The organism is Nonomuraea sp. NPDC050202, from assembly GCF_040656115.1.
GTDB lineage: Bacteria > Actinomycetota > Actinomycetes > Streptosporangiales > Streptosporangiaceae > Nonomuraea.
Map to the genome: position 1 here is coordinate 1 of NZ_JBFALF010000080.1, position 16,309 is coordinate 16,309.

18 protein-coding genes are annotated in these 16,309 nt (G+C 62.8%); 15 read left to right on the forward strand and 3 right to left on the reverse strand.

Annotation, left to right across the window (positions count from 1 at the left end):
* Positions 1-26: 26 nt before the first annotated feature.
* A complete protein-coding gene (locus AB0I79_RS61930; RefSeq protein WP_357895663.1) occupies positions 27-3,560 on the reverse strand; it encodes an ATP-binding protein in 3,534 nt (1,177 codons plus the stop codon).
* A gap of 517 nt (positions 3,561-4,077) precedes the next feature.
* Here AB0I79_RS61930 and cutA point away from each other — a divergent pair.
* A complete protein-coding gene (gene cutA / locus AB0I79_RS61935; protein WP_357895666.1) occupies positions 4,078-4,407 on the forward strand; it encodes a divalent-cation tolerance protein CutA in 330 nt (109 codons plus the stop codon).
* On the opposite strand, the gene AB0I79_RS61940 is transcribed toward cutA, so the two are convergent.
* Positions 4,397-5,092: an HAD hydrolase-like protein gene (locus tag AB0I79_RS61940; RefSeq protein ID WP_357895669.1), complete on the reverse strand. Its 696-nt coding sequence runs from the start codon at positions 5,090-5,092 to the stop codon at positions 4,397-4,399. The two genes, cutA and AB0I79_RS61940, sit on opposite strands and share 11 nt — an antisense overlap.
* A gap of 128 nt (positions 5,093-5,220) precedes the next feature.
* Between AB0I79_RS61940 and AB0I79_RS61945 the strand changes: the two genes are divergently transcribed.
* The 4 genes from AB0I79_RS61945 (at position 5,221) to AB0I79_RS61960 (ending at position 7,674) form a co-directional block, all read left to right on the forward strand.
* Entirely contained in the window at positions 5,221-6,429 is a 1,209-nt protein-coding gene (locus AB0I79_RS61945) for a helix-turn-helix domain-containing protein (RefSeq protein WP_357895672.1), read from the forward strand.
* 116 nt (positions 6,430-6,545) lie between these two features.
* Positions 6,546-7,040, forward strand: coding sequence for an ATP-binding protein (locus tag AB0I79_RS61950; protein WP_357895675.1), 495 nt, complete (start codon positions 6,546-6,548; stop codon positions 7,038-7,040).
* Positions 7,037-7,330, forward strand: a complete 294-nt coding sequence (locus AB0I79_RS61955; protein ID WP_357895679.1) for a hypothetical protein — start codon at positions 7,037-7,039, stop codon at positions 7,328-7,330. The genes AB0I79_RS61950 and AB0I79_RS61955 overlap by 4 nt, the downstream gene beginning before the upstream one ends.
* Positions 7,318-7,674, forward strand: coding sequence for a hypothetical protein (locus AB0I79_RS61960; RefSeq protein WP_357895682.1), 357 nt, complete (start codon positions 7,318-7,320; stop codon positions 7,672-7,674). The genes AB0I79_RS61955 and AB0I79_RS61960 overlap by 13 nt, the downstream gene beginning before the upstream one ends.
* A 791-nt stretch (positions 7,675-8,465) precedes the next feature.
* Here the strand turns inward: AB0I79_RS61960 and AB0I79_RS61965 are convergent.
* Positions 8,466-9,224 carry a GntR family transcriptional regulator gene (locus tag AB0I79_RS61965; RefSeq protein WP_357895684.1) on the reverse strand — a complete coding sequence of 253 codons (759 nt, stop codon included), beginning with the start codon at positions 9,222-9,224 and terminating at the stop codon, positions 8,466-8,468.
* Positions 9,225-9,391: 167 nt separating this feature from the next.
* Here AB0I79_RS61965 and AB0I79_RS61970 point away from each other — a divergent pair, with 167 nt between their 5' ends.
* The 10 genes from AB0I79_RS61970 to AB0I79_RS62015 form a co-directional block, all read left to right on the forward strand.
* Positions 9,392-9,754, forward strand: a complete 363-nt coding sequence (locus AB0I79_RS61970) for a hypothetical protein (RefSeq protein ID WP_357895687.1) — start codon at positions 9,392-9,394, stop codon at positions 9,752-9,754.
* A 3-nt stretch (positions 9,755-9,757) separates the two neighbouring features.
* Complete coding sequence (locus AB0I79_RS61975; RefSeq protein WP_357895690.1) at positions 9,758-9,970, forward strand: hypothetical protein; 213 nt, start codon at positions 9,758-9,760, stop codon at positions 9,968-9,970.
* A gap of 236 nt (positions 9,971-10,206) precedes the next feature.
* Complete coding sequence (locus AB0I79_RS61980) at positions 10,207-10,395, forward strand: hypothetical protein (protein ID WP_357895692.1); 189 nt, start codon at positions 10,207-10,209, stop codon at positions 10,393-10,395.
* Positions 10,396-10,422: 27 nt separating this feature from the next.
* Complete coding sequence (locus AB0I79_RS61985; RefSeq protein WP_357895695.1) at positions 10,423-10,767, forward strand: hypothetical protein; 345 nt, start codon at positions 10,423-10,425, stop codon at positions 10,765-10,767.
* Positions 10,764-12,581 carry a helix-turn-helix domain-containing protein gene (locus AB0I79_RS61990; RefSeq protein ID WP_357895698.1) on the forward strand — a complete coding sequence of 606 codons (1,818 nt, stop codon included), beginning with the start codon at positions 10,764-10,766 and terminating at the stop codon, positions 12,579-12,581. Before AB0I79_RS61985 ends, AB0I79_RS61990 begins: the two co-directional genes overlap by 4 nt.
* A 139-nt stretch (positions 12,582-12,720) precedes the next feature.
* Positions 12,721-12,906 carry a helix-turn-helix domain-containing protein gene (locus AB0I79_RS61995; RefSeq protein WP_357895700.1) on the forward strand — a complete coding sequence of 62 codons (186 nt, stop codon included), beginning with the start codon at positions 12,721-12,723 and terminating at the stop codon, positions 12,904-12,906.
* Between the two features lie 88 nt (positions 12,907-12,994).
* A complete protein-coding gene (locus AB0I79_RS62000) occupies positions 12,995-13,207 on the forward strand; it encodes a hypothetical protein (protein WP_357895703.1) in 213 nt (70 codons plus the stop codon).
* A 10-nt stretch (positions 13,208-13,217) separates the two neighbouring features.
* Positions 13,218-14,345: a tyrosine-type recombinase/integrase gene (locus tag AB0I79_RS62005; RefSeq protein WP_357895705.1), complete on the forward strand. Its 1,128-nt coding sequence runs from the start codon at positions 13,218-13,220 to the stop codon at positions 14,343-14,345.
* A gap of 149 nt (positions 14,346-14,494) precedes the next feature.
* The gene (locus AB0I79_RS62010) at positions 14,495-15,103 is read left to right on the forward strand and encodes a hypothetical protein (protein WP_357895708.1); all 609 of its coding nucleotides are present in this window, start codon (positions 14,495-14,497) and stop codon (positions 15,101-15,103) included.
* A 149-nt stretch (positions 15,104-15,252) separates the two neighbouring features.
* The coding region (locus AB0I79_RS62015; RefSeq protein ID WP_357895711.1) for a M28 family metallopeptidase at positions 15,253-16,309 on the forward strand (1,057 nt) is incomplete at its 3' end.

The window sequence follows — 16,309 nt, forward strand, 5'->3', positions numbered from 1 at the left end:
GCCTCCCGAGCGCTGATCGAACGTGATCAGCCCATCCAATCGGCAGGGCCACCCTGCACGCCAACCCGGTGATCATTTCCGGTCACAGCACTAGGTGGGTCTGTCGCGTGAAGTGCTCGATCTACGAGCAGTTCGATCACGTCTTGTGGGATAACGCTCTTGAGATAGCGCCGAAGCGCCCAACCCAACCATCGGTCCGTCGAGGCGTGGTTGAGTGAGCTGATGTGCCGTATTGCGTTGAACACCGAAGTTGGATCCGACAGTTCTGCAGCATCTGCAAAACCCTGTAGAACTGCCTCAGCATACACAGGATTAATAACGGAGGTGAGGCGCTGAGCCAGTATCGCAAATCGCTCCGGGTCTTTGGAGGTAGCATCTTGCAGTACACGAGCCTGCTCTACTGCTCCACCGCGGAATGTAGTCCAGTCCTCCCGATCTGTATTGTGCTTGGCCATCGCTCGAAGCCACTGCTCATCCGTCATGTGTTGAGCAGCCTCGCCTGGTACGGGTGGTGTTACTTGTTGGAACTCTATTCCCATGGGTTCGGGCGGATGGTCCATTTTCGTAAGCCGTCGCAGCTCGCCCAGCCGGCGACGCCCTTCCGCTGACAATCTCGTTTCGCCCATCGCTGACAAAAGATTGAAAGCATACCAGCCAGGCTGACGCCTCTCCCACGGAAAGCGTACATCAAGAATGGCTTGCTCAAGTTTTCGAAAAAGATCATCCGAAAGATAAGGACTTATTGCTTCGATAAGGAGGCGGGCCGTCCACGCGCCATTGGAAGCATATCCACACTGAAATCTTGCGCGTCCTTGTAGCATAAGTTCTGCCGCCCATGCGGAAAATCGTTCGGGATAGCCTTGCAAGCCCTCATACAGGATCCACTGAGCTGCGTCATGTATATCTGTAGCCAGCGTGTCTAGCAGTGGTTCAGCAGCTGCCGCATCAGTTGATACATATTGCTTGAGAGCTTCGGCTGCTCCAAATATCAGGGCATCATCAAGCCGATGTGGATGTTCCTTCGGGTACCGGAGAGAAAAATGTTGGTCGCGCATTAGGCCGTGCTCAGATTCTCGCTGTGTCATGCGCATTACTGCCAGCATGTACGGAATAATGATTTCACAGAATTCAATCGGCGCGCCCTCTACGGCATGAGAGACCAAACGAATAAGGGCGTCATCGCGGTCCAGTAGGACCTCGATTCTCCCATCGGTATTTCTGGCCCACGCATGTGGACGAAGTACAAGGTGTACTCCCAATATTTCAACCGCCCATACAGGCTCATGCCTGGCCAGCTCGTAAAGGAACACCCACAGGCTATGGCCGTAGTCCTTGAGAGAGCCCTTCCTGATGGCGTTGAGGAGCAGTTCGAACAACTTCCGGCTCTCATGTACGTTCGCAAACCGTACGACCCACAGAAGCCAGTCAGGATATTTTTCCGCTGTTTCCTGGAAAGGCTCAAGCAGTTCGGCTATCCTGTCTGCCCGCTCTTTTGCCGTAGCCGCAAATATGTTAAGGACGCCAACCTCATCTTGGCTGACCTGAGATGCGAGCCAATCTGATATTACACCTTCTGAGTCGAGGCGGTCGAACCAAGGTGAGGTTCTCAGCACAGACCACACCTTGTCTCCGAACGACAATTCTGCCGCTATGAGACGTTCGACCAATTCCCACTCCGCTGCAGTCGGATCTGGCAAGGACCGGAGGACTGACAGTGCTACGTCCTTAAGGTGGAATCTAATAGAAGTATTCGTAATTAGCGCTTCAGTTTCTTTAGTGAAGCGTTCCGGGTCCTGCTCTCGTAGGTGCACAAGAACCTGACGTACCTGGCCACGCCGAAAGAGCTCCTGTTCACCGGTGACAAGAAATTCGACAAGGGTTTCTTCGCGCTCGATCCAGATTCGGGCGAAGGCATAGTCGAAAAAGGATTCGTGGAAGAACCCAATCTCGCGTCCGCTGAAGGTCCGGGTCAACACGTGTTCTGATGCAAGGATGTTCGCATCGTTTAGCAGGTTCTCAGAATCGAATACCGAGAGCGGTACAGTGAGACGCCGACGCGAGCTAATGGCTTCCGTCAGCGTTCGAATAACATCATTAAATCTCGGTGGGTTATTTTGACGATGTTGGGAGTCGAGAAACTTTCGCTGCCAGAATGCATCGAACAGTTCGGTTGTACTGGCAAACGTAAGTGCTTGCCCTCGGCCCACGATACCTTTGAGTAGGACAAGATTTAGCGGGGATGAAAGTATTTCGATCTGTCGGCTGGTTAGGGATTCGCTACTGATTTCCATGAAGGAAACGGCATGTAGGACCTCCGCTTCGGAGAGTTTGCGCACTTCGACACGAGCTGTCTCAGCATGCTCGACGAGCGCTCTGATCCTATGGTCGTTGTCTGCGTCGAACTGCCGGCACGCAAGCAGTACTTGGAGATTTGGGAATGCTCGGGCTTCTCGAATCAATTCATCAATTACGTCGAATGTCTCCGGTATCCGGCCAGAAGCCATACTAATAGCGTCAAGTTGATCTATAACAAGTAGCGCTCGCTGCTCTCCCGCGACTTTGGCCAAAACAGACGCTGGCGATCGGTCGATTCCTAGCTGCTGTCCAAGTTCGGTCGTTGTAGAGGACGGGGCACGGCGGTCCAAACGAAATACAAGAACTATCCAGCCCTGCGCTTCCAGGGTTGTGATAACGTCATGAAGAACTACGGTCTTGCCACTTCCACCCGCACCAAGCGCAAAAATTAACTCCTTTCCACCCTCAAGATGTGCCAGTACCTTGCTGGTTTCGGCACGCTCTATTTCCGGCCTTAGGATTTGCTGGGCTATGCTAGCTTTCCAGCTCGCCGTCAGATCAGCTACGGCCTGAACCAGACTCGGACTTCCATTGCGTTCAGCCCGCTTTAGGCCGTACCTTTTGAGCCGTGCCTCAATGGCAGATCCATCGAGGCATACCCCTAAGCTATTCTGCACGAGATCGCCAAGTCCGACGGCTGCAAGATAGGGTTCAGCACCTTCTATAAGGAAGCTGGCGAGAGCTGCGTTCACTTCACGTACATCATCCTCATTCGGCCAATGCACATGAAGTTTGCGAAGAACAACCCAAGCTGTTTTAGGGGAGCCAAAGATGGCTTCTGCGCACAATTCGTCGAATACTGGCCTAAGAGTTTCTGTCAACCAGCTATTGACGAATGCCGTGACGTCAGCTGAGCGCCGCGCCCGATCGGCCAACTCCGAGAGCGGCTGGGCCGGGATGGTCGATACAAAGTGAAAATTGCGCCCTGCCTCTGCATGCTTGCGCGCCGCGGCGAGCACACCATTGTTGCGTAGGGACGTCACGCTCCAGAGATTCGCGTTGCCATATTGTCGTTTAATTTGGTAAGCATCTACGTCACCATTCTTTCGAGTGGTAAACTCCGATCCTAGTCCAATTTCGTCCACCTCCTCGACCGTTACCGAGTCCAGCTGACCGTTAAGCACATAGAACAGTTGCCGAACAGTCCACGCGCCCTCATATCGGTTGCCGAACTTGTCGGCTTCACCCCCAGGCCTTGGGCTCATGATTCATCCTTGCCAATTGCTCGCCGTAGACTCTGCGATCTTGTGTTGCGTGGTGGATAAGACGGTCCTTGTCGTATCCGACTTGCTTCGCCTCTGGTCCGCTGCTTACGCAGCATCCGTATCGGCACAACGTAGGGCGTGTCTCTGACAGTTTCAGCATCTAGAGTACGCAACTCGTGAGCTACGGTCCGGTGCTCTGTCAGCATGAGGGATATGGAGCGCTGAGCCACGGCGGGGACCCTCGGGTGAGCAGGCTATGGAGGCCCAGAGCCGAATCGCGCTAGATGCTGCGAACGTCCAGGGTACTGCTGCCGTACCCGGGCAGGGAGCCAGTTCTCGATCACTGCCTGTCTCGCCTGAGGATGCTGAGCGCTGCTCGGCAACGTTCTTTCCGTGACAGTCGCTCCTCGGTGTGCCGTTGGGGGCGTAGCATCGCATGCGCACGGTCAGTACCAAGAGGAACGGTAGGCGCTTCATAACACAGGTTGACGGCCGCGAGGACACTCAGGAAGGCTCCATGGCGGGATACGTACAAGTCGTGACGACTGTGGAGAGCCGTGAGGACGCGTACCAGCTTGCTCATCGACTTGTAAGCGAGGGGTATGCGGCGGTAGTCCAGGTGAACGGGCCTCTCGTGTCTATATATCGGCACGATGGTGTCGGGGTTGAGGCCCAGCAATGGCAACTTCTCCTGCGGACAGTGAGCACGCATGTTCGTGTGATCGAGCAGCACATCCGAGCGCATAAAGCTCAGGATGTGGCCGAGATCGTCGTGACCCCCATCGTGGGCGGCGATGACGAATACCTCAAATGGATCGATGGGCAAACTGGCGGGCTCACGCAGTGATCGCCCTGATAAGGGCGGCACTGTCGGTGAGGTCAGGGAACACGATGTCCGCGCCCGCCGCTTTGAGGTCGGTGGCGCTGCTCTTACCTGAGGCGATTCCGATCACGTGCGCCCCGCCGTCCCTGCCCGCGATCACGTCCTGAGGTGTGTCCCCAATGAGCACGGTCGTTGCCGGCGTGTAGGTCAGCCTGGTCTTGTGATAGGCACGGTCACGGGCGATCGCAACGAGGTGGGCACGAACGGGATCGTCCTCACCGTATGCGCCGATTTCCAGGTCTAGGTATCGCTCCAGGCCGAAAGCCTTGAGCTTGGCTTGGGCTGATGCTCTTGTGTTGCCGGTCAGCACAGATTGCGCAATGACCGGTACTCGCTCCAGTACTTGAAGCGCGTTAAGCGCTCCTGGTAGGACACGGCCGCGTAGGCGGAGTTCGTGTGCCCGCTCCTCATACCCTCGCGCTTGGAGATCGATGAAGCGCACGGAGTACTCGTCAGAGGGCTGGATGCCGTGGAGGTCGAGGGTGTCAGCAAAGATCACGAGTTCGGTTCTCCCGCTGACCTCAGCCATGTCTTTCATGGGCGCCCCGGTCACCTGGGCGAAGGCGTCAGCGAAGACTTCCCGCCCCACACCACCCGTTTCGATCAAGGTGTGATCGATGTCCCAGAGAACGAGCCGGTTCGTGGCCACAGGACCCGCCCTTCCGACTGAGTTAGACCATGCGCTCCAAGAGTCTCACGTAGACGGGCTTTCCGGCCTACCGTGGAGAGCGATGATTCGGGGCGCGCTGGTGACCTGACGTACGGGAGGCCAATGCCATGGGTTCGCCGGAGATCCCCATCGGTGAACGGATCAAGTTCTACCGAACGGCGTCCAACAAGTCGCAAGCCGTCGTGGCCGGCCTGGCGGGCATCAGTGAGAACTACCTGAGCCAGATCGAACGAGGGTTGCGCACCCCCACCATCGACAAGCTGCATCAACTTGCGCGGGTACTCGATGTTCCGATCGCCGTCCTGATCGGAGAGCCCTCCTTCGAGGACGACAGTGTCCTTCACCCGGTAGCCGCAACCCTGCAACGCGTCCTGACAGCCCACGAGAGCGCACCCGACGAAGCTCCGGACCTTGCCACGCTGAGAGGACAGGTGGACACCGCGTGGGGGCTGTGGCAAGGGTCAACGAACCGGTTTACCGAAGTCAGCAAGCTCGTACCGGACCTCACACGAGAGGTTCAGGGTGCCGTGCGCGCTCTCCGCGTATCCTCGGATGCACAGGCCCGCCGCGAAGCGTACCAGATCGCCACTGACCTGTACTTCCTCTTGCGGACCTTCACCAAGCGCGTGGGACGCATGGACCTGTCCCTGATGGTCGCCGACCGGGCCGTGACAACCGCCGAGTCAGCCGACGACCCGCTGAGGATCGCCGCCGCGAAATGGAACCTTGGTCAGATCCTCCTTTCCCAGGGAGAAGCGGAGGGCGCGGAAGACGTGGCCCTCCGATCCATTGAAGATCTCCGGCGAGACCTTGCCACCCGCACCCCTGATCAGGCAGCGCTAGAGGGTGCGCTGTGGTTGGTCGCGGCCATCGCGTCAGGCCGGCGGCATGATCACTGGACCGCGCGGGAGAGGGTGCAGGGGCCCGCCACGGACGCAGCGCGCGAGGCGGGAGAGGGAAACGTCTTTTGGACGGTGTTCGGCCCCTTGAACGTCGGTCTGCACACGGTCAGCGTGGAGATGCAGGCGGGAGAAGTCGCAGAGGCGCTGTACGTCGCTGACCGCCTCGACGTGAACCAGTGCCCGTCCCTGGAGCGCCGCATGACCTTCGCGCTGGAAGTCGCGCGCTGCTACGACCAGCGCCAGGAGGACGCGGCGGTCATCCTGCACCTGATGAACGCCGAAGCCAGCGGCCCAGAAGACATGCGCTACAACACTCTCGCCCGCGACCTGGTGCGATCGCTGCTCAAGCGCGCCCGCCCGACCTTCCAACCCCAGGTGCAAGCCATCGCCCGACGAGTCGGCCTGCTGGAGTAACCCGCGCTGGGAGAGAACCCGCGCTCTCAGCGCGGGTTCGGGGCCCTCTCCCGCCCTACGGTCAAAGCGCACTTTGACCGTAGGCGAAGGGAAGGGGGCAAGATCGCATGAGACCCGTGTTCCAGGTCGTCACCGACTCAGCACACTCGACAGTGCCGGACGACCTGAAATCTCGCGTCTTCCTGCTCCCGCCTGCCCCAGAGGCAAGCTATGCCGCGCGGCAGTGCATTCGCGAGGTGCTGACCGTGTGGCGGTTGCCCGACTTGGTCGAATCCGCGCGATTGCTGGCCACCGAGCTGGTGAAGAACGCTGTCCAGCACGCCGCCGGCTGGGACGACTCGGATTTACCGGTGCGTCTCTTGCTGATGTACACGGCGCGCACGCTGCGGATCGAGGTCCGTGACCCTGATCCGCACAGGCTCCCGGTCTGGCGAGTCCCCGCGGAACTCTCTGAGTTCGGGTACGGCGTGCCGCTGATGCACAGCATCGCCGACAGGTGTGGCGTGCGCATCCTCAAGGACGGCAAGGCCGTGTGGTGCGAGGTCGACCGACCCGAGAATCCTTCCCTTCCCCTGCTCCCACGTACTGGCGGAAAGGGGCGGTTCTCATGAATGAGCAATCGGACTTGCGCTGGGCGGAGGGGGACCCGGCTCACCTGCTTGAGGAAGGGGTGAGCTACGTACGCGCGTGGGCGCAGGCGCAGCAGGCGGTGACTAGCCTCAAGGACGGCTTGGCCAACCTCGGACGCGGCGAGACCATGCCCTACCTGCGCGCTGACGTGAACGAGTTCGGCGCGGGTTTCGTAGAGCTTGGACGCGTATCGCCCGAGACGGCCGCGCTGATCGCTCACGCGTTGGAGCAACTGGCCATCGACGAGAGGCGAGACGAATGCGCGGCATGATCGACCCCAGCACACCGAGTGCGGGAATGACCGACGCCGAGTTGCACGCGATCCTTCGAGCCGCCGAACTGAACCTACGCGAGGTCGTGGCAGGGGCAGCAGTCTTGCAGGACTGGCCGGCCCGTCAGCTCTCGGTGCTGCGCAACACCTATCCCGCGTGGGAGATCGACCGTGCGGAGGACGCGTCCGGCCTGATGTGGTGGACGGCTGAGCTGCGGCAGACGTTCACGTTCGAGATAGCGGCGGCCGGGGTCATGAAGACCGTGCGGCACTCGGACGCCATTGCGCTTGCCTCGACGCTGGCCTGGCAGTCGGCCCTGCTGCACAACGCGCGATCCGCCTAGAGCCGCCCTGGCCCGCCGGTTGTGGGTGCCGCGGGCGGCGGGCCGGGGATCCAGCCCCAACACATCCGCGCACGAAGGCCAGGCCCACGCGATCCCAGAGGGCGGCCCGTCAGCGCGAAGTGCCAGGGACCACGACGTCATAAGCAGGCGCGGCGGTGGCGCTGCCCCCAACACCCCAGGTCCCACCGCCGCGCCACCTGGAAGTGATCAGATATGTACCAGTGGGTTTCGTACGTCCCACCGGGCCGCGTGTTCCCTCGCGTGCTCGAATCGTCCTGCTGTGAGGAGTTCATCCTTTCCTACGAGGGCGGCGAATTCTTCGTTCGACGCCGCGCCGAGAGCGGGGGCTACGAGGAGACTGCGAGAGGAGGCTACGGGCACGTACTGAGAGCCTGGATGAATCTCGCCGCCAGACATCGCCATGTGGGAAGGACAGCGTCGTGATCGGCGACGCCATCCGCGTAGTCGCCATGCTGTGGGTCACGGGCACCGCGTTGAGCGTTCTGCCGACGCTGGAAGCGAGAGCCCGGCTCACCAGGCGCGATCCCGCGCAGATGTGCGGAGGATGCCGGGCACGCCGTCAAGCGCAGGAGCGGGCCGAACGTGAGTGGAGGAAGGTCGCAGGCGGCGCGGGGACGGCGCTTATGATTCTTGCCGCTGCAACGCTTTGGTGGGCTGTGCCCCTGCTCCCCGCCCTGCGACAACTGGCAGGCTCATCACATCAGCCCCGATGCGTAGGGCGCCGTTGTGCGGCGCACTTCCGCTATGACCATCTCAACGGTGTATAGCGCCTACCGCCCCTTGAGCCGGGTGACAGGGATGTTGTAGACCGCTTCCAGCGCGTCGCCTCGCACAACGATCTCTTCCATGGCGACCGGGCGCTTGTCCAGGGTGGCGACTCGTGTGATGTGGAGAACCGGCATTCCCGCCACCGACTTGAGCGTATCCGCCTCGTCAGGCAGCGGCATTCGTGCCCGGACGTGCTCCTGCCATGCCATACGTCCGTGCGCGTCGAAGTGCACGTACACCTCGGAGGGCGACGGCAGAGACGGATCGTCTGCCCATGGGGTGTCCTGCGCCACGCTGAACGGGACGATCAGACGGTGGGTCCGCATGACGCCCTCAGCATTCTGGACTGCCAGACGAACCAGCATGGGTTCACCGGGCGGGATGCCGAGGAGTTCCGCTTGGCCCTGGACCGCGTTGACACGCACGTGAGATGGCGGCTCAACATCCTGCCAGCCCACCCCATCGAGATCCTCAAAGGAGCCCTCCGGAGTACGGATCAGACTCCGCTGCTCGGCACGAGCCGGACGAGCCGTGGGTGATTTGACGAACGTGCCACGAGGGCGCTGCACCTCAACCAGGCCGGCGGTCTTCAGCTCGTTGATGGCGTTGCGGATGGTCGGGCGAGAGAGCCCAAATTCCTCGGCTAGCTGCTGCTCGGAGGGAAGCGGCTGTCCAGCGGGGAAAGTGCCGTCGAGAATGCGTTCCTTGAGGTACTCGGCTACCTGCTTCCACCGTGAGACGGGGGCCTTGATCTCCACCATGTGAGGCTCCTAGCTGGGGCTACGCGGGTGCCCCGGGCCTTAACGATGCTTTCTTGATAAGCACTCTTGCACAACGTACTACGTTGGCCGTAACGTTGTAAACGTTCAACGTACTACGTTGACCGTAGGCCCGGTCAGCGCGACCCATGCGAAGGGAGCTGATCACTATGACCACCCGACACGAAACTGATCGTCGAACCCGGGTCATCGCAGACCTGCGCAGCCTCGCTGACTACCTGGCGGCACACCCGCAGATACCCGTTCCGCGCTTGGGCTGCATCAGGATCTCGGTTCACCCGTTGTACGACACCGACGCGGCCACCGAGTCCGAAGCGATCGCGGAGGTCGAGCGCGTTGCCGCCCTGCTGAACATCCCGGTCACGGTGGAGGGCGGACACCACGTCGCGACCAAGGAATTCGGCACCGTCAGCTATGAGGTGACGGTCGTCACCGAGGAGGCGCACGCCCGCTCCCGAGCGCGCAGGTCCTACGAGAACGCGATCGTTCTCGATCAGGGCATGGAGCTGTGACCCATGGACATCGCCCTGCTCGTCATGTTCGCGGGAACGCTTCTGCTGATCTCCGCTCTCTTGTTCTTCGCCGTGCTGGTCGTTGCGATCAAGCGTGAAGACAAGGGCCACCTCCCTGACACGGCCGCCTCCCCCGTGAGCGCGATGAGCCGCCGTGTTCTGGGCACCTACGCACACCGCTCCCACCGAGTGAGCAGAGCGGAGGTGAGAGTCTGATGCGAACCCTGCCGATCACGCTTCCGTTGGCGCGCGGCTGTGCCTGCGGAGCCGCCGTACGCCCTGGTCAGAGGCGGTGCACCAAGTGCCACGCACGTGCCCGCTGGCATCGCCGCAAGGCGCACCACGGCGGCATCTGAACCGTTCCTGCCTGCCAGCGTTCGGGGCGACCGCGCCGCCCCCCTGGAACGCACTGCCGACTCCCCACTCCCCGACGAGAGGAGGTGAGGAACCTCATGGAAGTGACTGTCCCACTCGTTGTGATCGTGGGCGTGATCGTGTTCATCTCCTGGCGCTACCTCGGTTTGCGCCTGTGGCACGCGATCATCGCGCTCGCCTTCGGCTTCCTGCTGGCCGCGACCACGCTCGCGCCCGGCATCCGCACCGTGATTAACGGCATCGCGCAGTGGATCACTGGCCAATGACCCCCGACCTGTAAGGAGGGATGCCTAGTGCCCAACCGTCACCCCTACCCGCATACCGATCTCCAGGAGGTTGCAACCCGCAACTACACCGCCGCCCAACTCCTGGCGGCACTCACCCGAGACCCCCTGCCCCTGCTCCCCATCTGGGCGCACGTGATCGCCGCCCTCGACGACATCGAAGCTCTCATCGACGAGATCAGCGGCCTACGCGCCGAGCTGGCCAGCGTCCGCCACCAACGCGCCAACGCCCTAGCGGCCATGCGCGCCACCCTGGCCGCCCACCGCGACGGGGACGACGATCCCCTGTACTACGTGCGCGACGAGCTGCACGGCCAGACCATTGCCGATCGGCCGGCTGGTGAGGGCCGATGAGCAGGCACCGGACATCGCGTTATGAGATGCGCCGCAACGCACGCCGGATGCGCCGCTACGGCATCCAACCCGTCGTCACGGTCAATGACCTGGAGGTCGCGCCCCTGGTCATCGTCAGCATCGCACGCCTGATCTGGCGCTACCGATCCGAACTCGCCCCGCTCACCGTCGCCGGATCCGTCCTGCTCAACGGCATGGTCCTTCGCCATTGGTTTCCTGAATGGTGGCCTACCGTCCTGATCAGCACGATCGGGATGGCCATCGCACTGGTTATCGGGGGCCGGTGGGTCAACCTGCCTCGTCCGATCGAGCGCGGTTATGCCGCCTTCACCACAGCGTTCGCGGGAACATGGCTCACGCTGGCCGCCTACTACGGGCCCTTCACGACACCTCTGCCCGCCGTACTGGGCATCGGCTCGTTCGTGCTGGCCGTGCCATGGTGGGCACACCGCCGCAGACGTGCCCGCGTACGGGTAGAACGCACGCTGGCCGCCTGGCCGGACATCGCCCAAGCCGTCGGCCTGGCCGGATCCCGCATCCAATCCGCCATGGTCGACCTCTGGGGATACCGCGTCCGCCTCAAACTGGGACGCGGCCAGACCGTAGAAGACGCGATCAAGCAAATGCCGGCACTGGAATCCGCCCTGGGCACCCGACGCGGCGCGATCCGCATCCAACCGGTTCCCGAACTGGCCAACCGCGCCGACATGCGGGTAGTCGAAAAGGACCCGCACGCCGACGCGATCCCCTGGCCTGGCCCATCCATCACGTCGGTGACCCAACCCGTCAAGCTGGGGCTGTTCGAGGACGGTAGCCCCGTGCGCGTGCTGTTCCTGCGGCGGCATGGGCTTTTCGGCGGGATCGCCGGCGCAGGCAAGTCAGGCGGGGTGAACGTCCTGCTGGGCGACCTCACCGCCTGCCCCGACGCGATCATCTGGGGCATCGACCTCAAACGCGGCATGGAACTCATGCCCTGGGCATCCTGCCTCGATCGCCTGGCCACCACACCACAGGCCGCCGACGCACTGTTGGCCGACGCCGTCGCCATCCTCGACGGCCGCGTCGATCACCTCACCCAACAGGGCTTGCGCGTCTGGGAACCCAGCCCCGACGCTCCCGCCCTGATCATCCTGATCGACGAGTACGCCGAACTGATCGAGGAAGCCCCTGGGGCAGAGCGCTACACCGACTCCATCGCGCGACGGGGCCGCGCCCCCGCCGTCACCCTGGTAGCGGCCACCCAACGCCCCTCACAACGCGCCATGGGCAAGGGAGCCGTGCGCTCCCAGATGGACATCCGGCTGTCCTTCCGCATACGCGAACAACGCGACGTGGATCTCATCCTCGGACAAGGCATGCTCAAAGCCGGATGGCACGCCCACCGCCTCGACGCCCCCGGCAAATTCCTGATCAGCGCACCGGAACACGACGTACCCCGACGCGCACGGACCTACCTACTCGACGATGAAGGCGTACAGCGCACCGCCGAGCGGCACGCACCCAACCGCCCCCCACTCGACGCCATCTCTGCCGCCGCGCTGGAGGCTCAGGAGGCGCTGAAGACCTCCCAGAGCGCGGTGAGGCCATCACCGCGGCACGCCCGTTCCAATTTCCCTCAGGACGCGGACGTGGCCCTCATCACCGCCCTCGACACCGCTCCGGACGCGGGGGCATCGGTGGGAGATCTGATCACCGCAACCGGCATGAGCCGTCCCACGCTGTACCGGCGGTTGGGTCACCTCGAACGAGAGGGCCGCGTCCGCCAGATAAGCCGGGGATTCTGGCGCTCACGACGGGACAGCGACCCGGAGTAATCTGCCACTTTCCGTAATCGTCTCAATGTCTCAGTCTCACGCGCGCCTGCACCTTAGGGGCGGTGGGCGCGCTGAGACGAGACAGTGAGACAAGCACGGAGCGTAATCCCTACAGACGACAGGAGCCGCAGAGAGGGAGGTGAGGCATCTGAAGGCGTACAAAGTCGAGGAAGTAGCCGAACTGCTGCACGTAGGGCGGGACAAGATCTATGAGCTGATCCGAACCCGTCAGCTCAAGAGCATCAAGATCGGCCGGTTGAGGCGCATCACCGATCAGCATCTTGCTGACTTCATCGCATCCCTCGAACCAGTCGATCAAGACTGATTCCGCAGACTGCATTGCAGTGCAATGCACCCCGGCGCATACTCCGTGAACAGAACCGCGTCGAACACGAGACGGAAGGGAGAAGACGTTGCCGACAGAGAACTACACGCTGCGGCTGGACACGGAACGCCGGCGACAACTGCAAAAGATCGCAGAGGAGCAGGATCGAGACATGGCCTACGTCATCCGCAAGGCCATTGATGAATACATAAGCCGCCACACGGCACAAAGTCCCGGTCACCACGAAACCGGTGGTACGCCTCAACAGCAGACCGGGACACGCCCCAACAGGACCACGTGAAGGGAGTGTGATGGCCACCGTCTACATCGGAAAGCATCGAGCGAGCATCTACCCAGAAGGCAACGGGTACACAGGAGCCCTGTCACTAGGGTTCGACACCCAGGGCAAGCGGCAACGGATCAAGCGCAAAGGGAGGACCAAGGCCGAAGTCAAAGACAAACTCATCGAGGCAGTCAAAGAGCTGGAGTCGGGCATCAAGACGGAGGAGGGCTACACCGTCGAAGAATGCATCAACGACTGGCTTGAGAAGGGCCTCAAGGGGCGCGACCAGGAGGGCACGGTACGCAACTACCGGTCGATGGCCGTCCATCACATCTTCCCCTACATCGGCAAGGTGAAGCTCAAGAGGCTGACCGCCGACGAGCTGGATGACTGGCTGGAGGATCGGGCAGAAGTGCTCTCGACCCGGTCACTTCGCCTGATCCATCAAATCGTCCGGCGAGCAATACGCCACGCCGAGCGGAGAGACAAGGTGCAACGGAACGTCGCGAGTCTCGTTGACGCCCCTGAGGGACAAGAGGGCCGCCCGTCAAAAGCCCTCAACCTGGAACAAGCAAAGGCGGTTATCCGCGCTGCTCTATCCAGTCCCCTCAAGGCATACGTGATCCTGTGTCTTCTCAGCGGGCTACGAACGGAGGAGGCCCGCGCCCTCCGATGGACGGAGGTCGATCTCAAGGCGGGCACGATCGCGGTCTACCGCTCCGAACGAGTGAAGGGAGAAACCAAGACACGGAAATCACGCCGAGTCCTCAAGGTCTCGAAACAGGGTCTCCGCGTCCTGAAAGAGCTGCACACGGCCAGGCAAGCGGAACGCCTCGCGTCCGGCGAACGGGGAGAAGACACCGCGCACGTATTCCGGCGCGAAGACGGAACCTCTATGAACCGCTGGTACGTATGGCGCGAATTCCAGCTCATCACCGAGGCGGCCGGCATCGGCTCGAATTGGTGCCCACGCGAACTGCGGCACAGCTTCGTGTCCCTGCTGTCCGCACACAACGTGGCCCTTGAGGAGATCGCGCGCCTCGTTGGCCACTCGTCAACGCACGTAACCGAGACCGTCTACCGGCACGAGATCCGACCAGCGCTCACAGAGGGTGCGGTCGTGATGGACAAGATCTTCAAGTCGAAGACCGGGTAGAGCACTGGCTCCCCGTTTGGCTCCCAAAGATCAATAAGACTTTCTGTACCTCCCCTGACCAGTCAGGAAGACCGGATCCTCTGGGCTTGACCTTGACGCGACGTCAACGTTTCTAATCGGGGGCGAGGCCACCGAGAAGGAGGAACGTGATGGTCCGGGTCGCGCTGCGGTTGCTGGGGTTCGAGCTCAAGGGCCTGGCCGCCATCGGGCTGTGGGTGCTTCGGCGCAAGCACGGGGTGCCCGCGGGCGCGACCGCCGTGACGTACGCCAAGGAGCAGGCCTTCGTGCTGACGTTGTTCTCGTTCGCCATGGCGGTCGAGACCGTGGTGATCGATCTGCTGCTGGTCGCGCTCGACGTGCCGGCGTGGCTGCGGTTCGGGGTGCTGATCGCCGACCTGTACGGCCTGCTGTACGTGGCCACGATGGCCGCCGCCTGCGCGACCCGGCCGCACGTGGTGACCCGTGACGAGCTGCTGATCAGGTACGGCGCCTACTTCGAGCTGCGCGTGCCCCGTGACCTGGTCACCGCCGTCCGCGCCGCGGGGTCGTACAACGAGGACAGCATGGTCACGGTCAAGGACGGCAGGCTGACCGTGGCGGTCTCCTCGCGCGTGAACGTGGCGATCGAGCTGGCCGAGCCGCTCACCGTCGTGCGGCCGCTCGGCCGCCGGGCCGAGGTGACCTCGATCCGGTTCTTCGCCGACTCGCCGGACGCCGTCCTGGCGGCGCTGCGGAGCGGGGAGACCGCCCGGTCCTGACCTGTCCCGGCGCATCCCGCGCCAGGCCCTAGGCGAACCCCATTTGCGGCGTTACGTTCCAGTAAGCACCATCTCGGGATCTTCCACCCTCGACCTCGGATGGAGGCGCCGCCATGCTCTTATCTAGGCGCTCGACCTGGAAAAACGGCATGAGATCACTCATCGTCGCGGCGATCGTCACCCTCACCCTCTCCCTCACCCCCGCCCTGGCCGCACCGGCCGCCCGGGCCGCCGCGCCACCGGACATCCCGCTGGCCAACGTCAAGGCCCACCTGTCCCAGCTCCAGGCCATCGCCAACGCCAACGGCGGCACCCGGGCCCACGGCCGGCCCGGTTACCTGGCCTCGGCGAACTACGTCAGGGCTCAGCTCGACGCCGCCGGCTACACCACCACCCTGCAGTCGTTCACCTACAACGGCGCGACCGGTTACAACGTCATAGCCGACTGGCCGGGCGGCGATCCGAACGACGTGCTCATGGTCGGCGCGCATCTCGACAGCGTGACGGCCGGGCCGGGCATCAACGACAACGGCTCGGGCAGCGCGGCCATCCTGGAGACCGCGCTCGAGGTGTCCCGCCAAGCGTTACAGCCGGCCAAGCACCTGCGTTTCGCCTGGTGGGGCGCGGAGGAGCTGGGGTTGCGCGGCTCGCAGTTCCACGTGAGCAACCTGCCGGCCGCCGAGCGGGCGCGGATCAAGGGGTACCTGAACTTCGACATGGTCGGCTCCCCGAACGCCGGATACTTCATCTACGACGGCGACAACTCGGACGGAACGGGGTCGGGACCGGGACCGGCCGGCTCGGCCCAGCTCGAACGGACCCTCCAGGACTACTTCGCCTCCATCGGCGTGCCCACCCGGGGCACCGACTTCGACGGGCGCTCCGACTACGGGCCGTTCATCGCCGTGGGCATCCCGGCGGGCGGCACGTTCACCGGCGCGGAAGGCATCAAGAGCGCCGCCCAGGCCACGCTGTGGGGCGGCACCTCCGGGCAGGCGTTCGACGTCTGCTACCACCGCGCCTGCGACACGACCGCCAACATCAACGACACCGCGCTCGACAGGAACGCCGACGCCATCGCCTACGCGGTGTGGACGATCGGCACCGCCGTCCCGCCGGTGACCGTCTGGTCGGACACGTTCGAGACGGCCACGGGCTGGACCGCCAACCCGTCCGCCACCGACACCGCCACCCTCGGCCAGTGGG

Bases quoted from the DNA above. Each gene is read 5' to 3' on its own strand.
- AB0I79_RS61930 (WP_357895663.1), bottom strand. From the start codon at position 3,560: ATGAGCCCAAGGCCTGGGGGTGAAGCCGACAAGTTCGGCAACCGATAT.
- AB0I79_RS62005 (WP_357895705.1), top strand. From the start codon at position 13,218: ATGGCCACCGTCTACATCGGAAAGCATCGAGCGAGCATCTACCCAGAA.
- AB0I79_RS61965 (WP_357895684.1), bottom strand. From the start codon at position 9,224: ATGGTGGAGATCAAGGCCCCCGTCTCACGGTGGAAGCAGGTAGCCGAG.
- AB0I79_RS61980 (WP_357895692.1), top strand. From the start codon at position 10,207: ATGGAAGTGACTGTCCCACTCGTTGTGATCGTGGGCGTGATCGTGTTC.
- AB0I79_RS61970 (WP_357895687.1), top strand. From the start codon at position 9,392: ATGACCACCCGACACGAAACTGATCGTCGAACCCGGGTCATCGCAGAC.
- AB0I79_RS61990 (WP_357895698.1), top strand. From the start codon at position 10,764: ATGAGCAGGCACCGGACATCGCGTTATGAGATGCGCCGCAACGCACGC.
- AB0I79_RS62010 (WP_357895708.1), top strand. From the start codon at position 14,495: ATGGTCCGGGTCGCGCTGCGGTTGCTGGGGTTCGAGCTCAAGGGCCTG.
- AB0I79_RS61975 (WP_357895690.1), top strand. From the start codon at position 9,758: ATGGACATCGCCCTGCTCGTCATGTTCGCGGGAACGCTTCTGCTGATC.
- cutA (WP_357895666.1), top strand. From the start codon at position 4,078: ATGGCGGGATACGTACAAGTCGTGACGACTGTGGAGAGCCGTGAGGAC.
- AB0I79_RS61955 (WP_357895679.1), top strand. From the start codon at position 7,037: ATGAATGAGCAATCGGACTTGCGCTGGGCGGAGGGGGACCCGGCTCAC.
- AB0I79_RS61960 (WP_357895682.1), top strand. From the start codon at position 7,318: ATGCGCGGCATGATCGACCCCAGCACACCGAGTGCGGGAATGACCGAC.
- AB0I79_RS61945 (WP_357895672.1), top strand. From the start codon at position 5,221: ATGGGTTCGCCGGAGATCCCCATCGGTGAACGGATCAAGTTCTACCGA.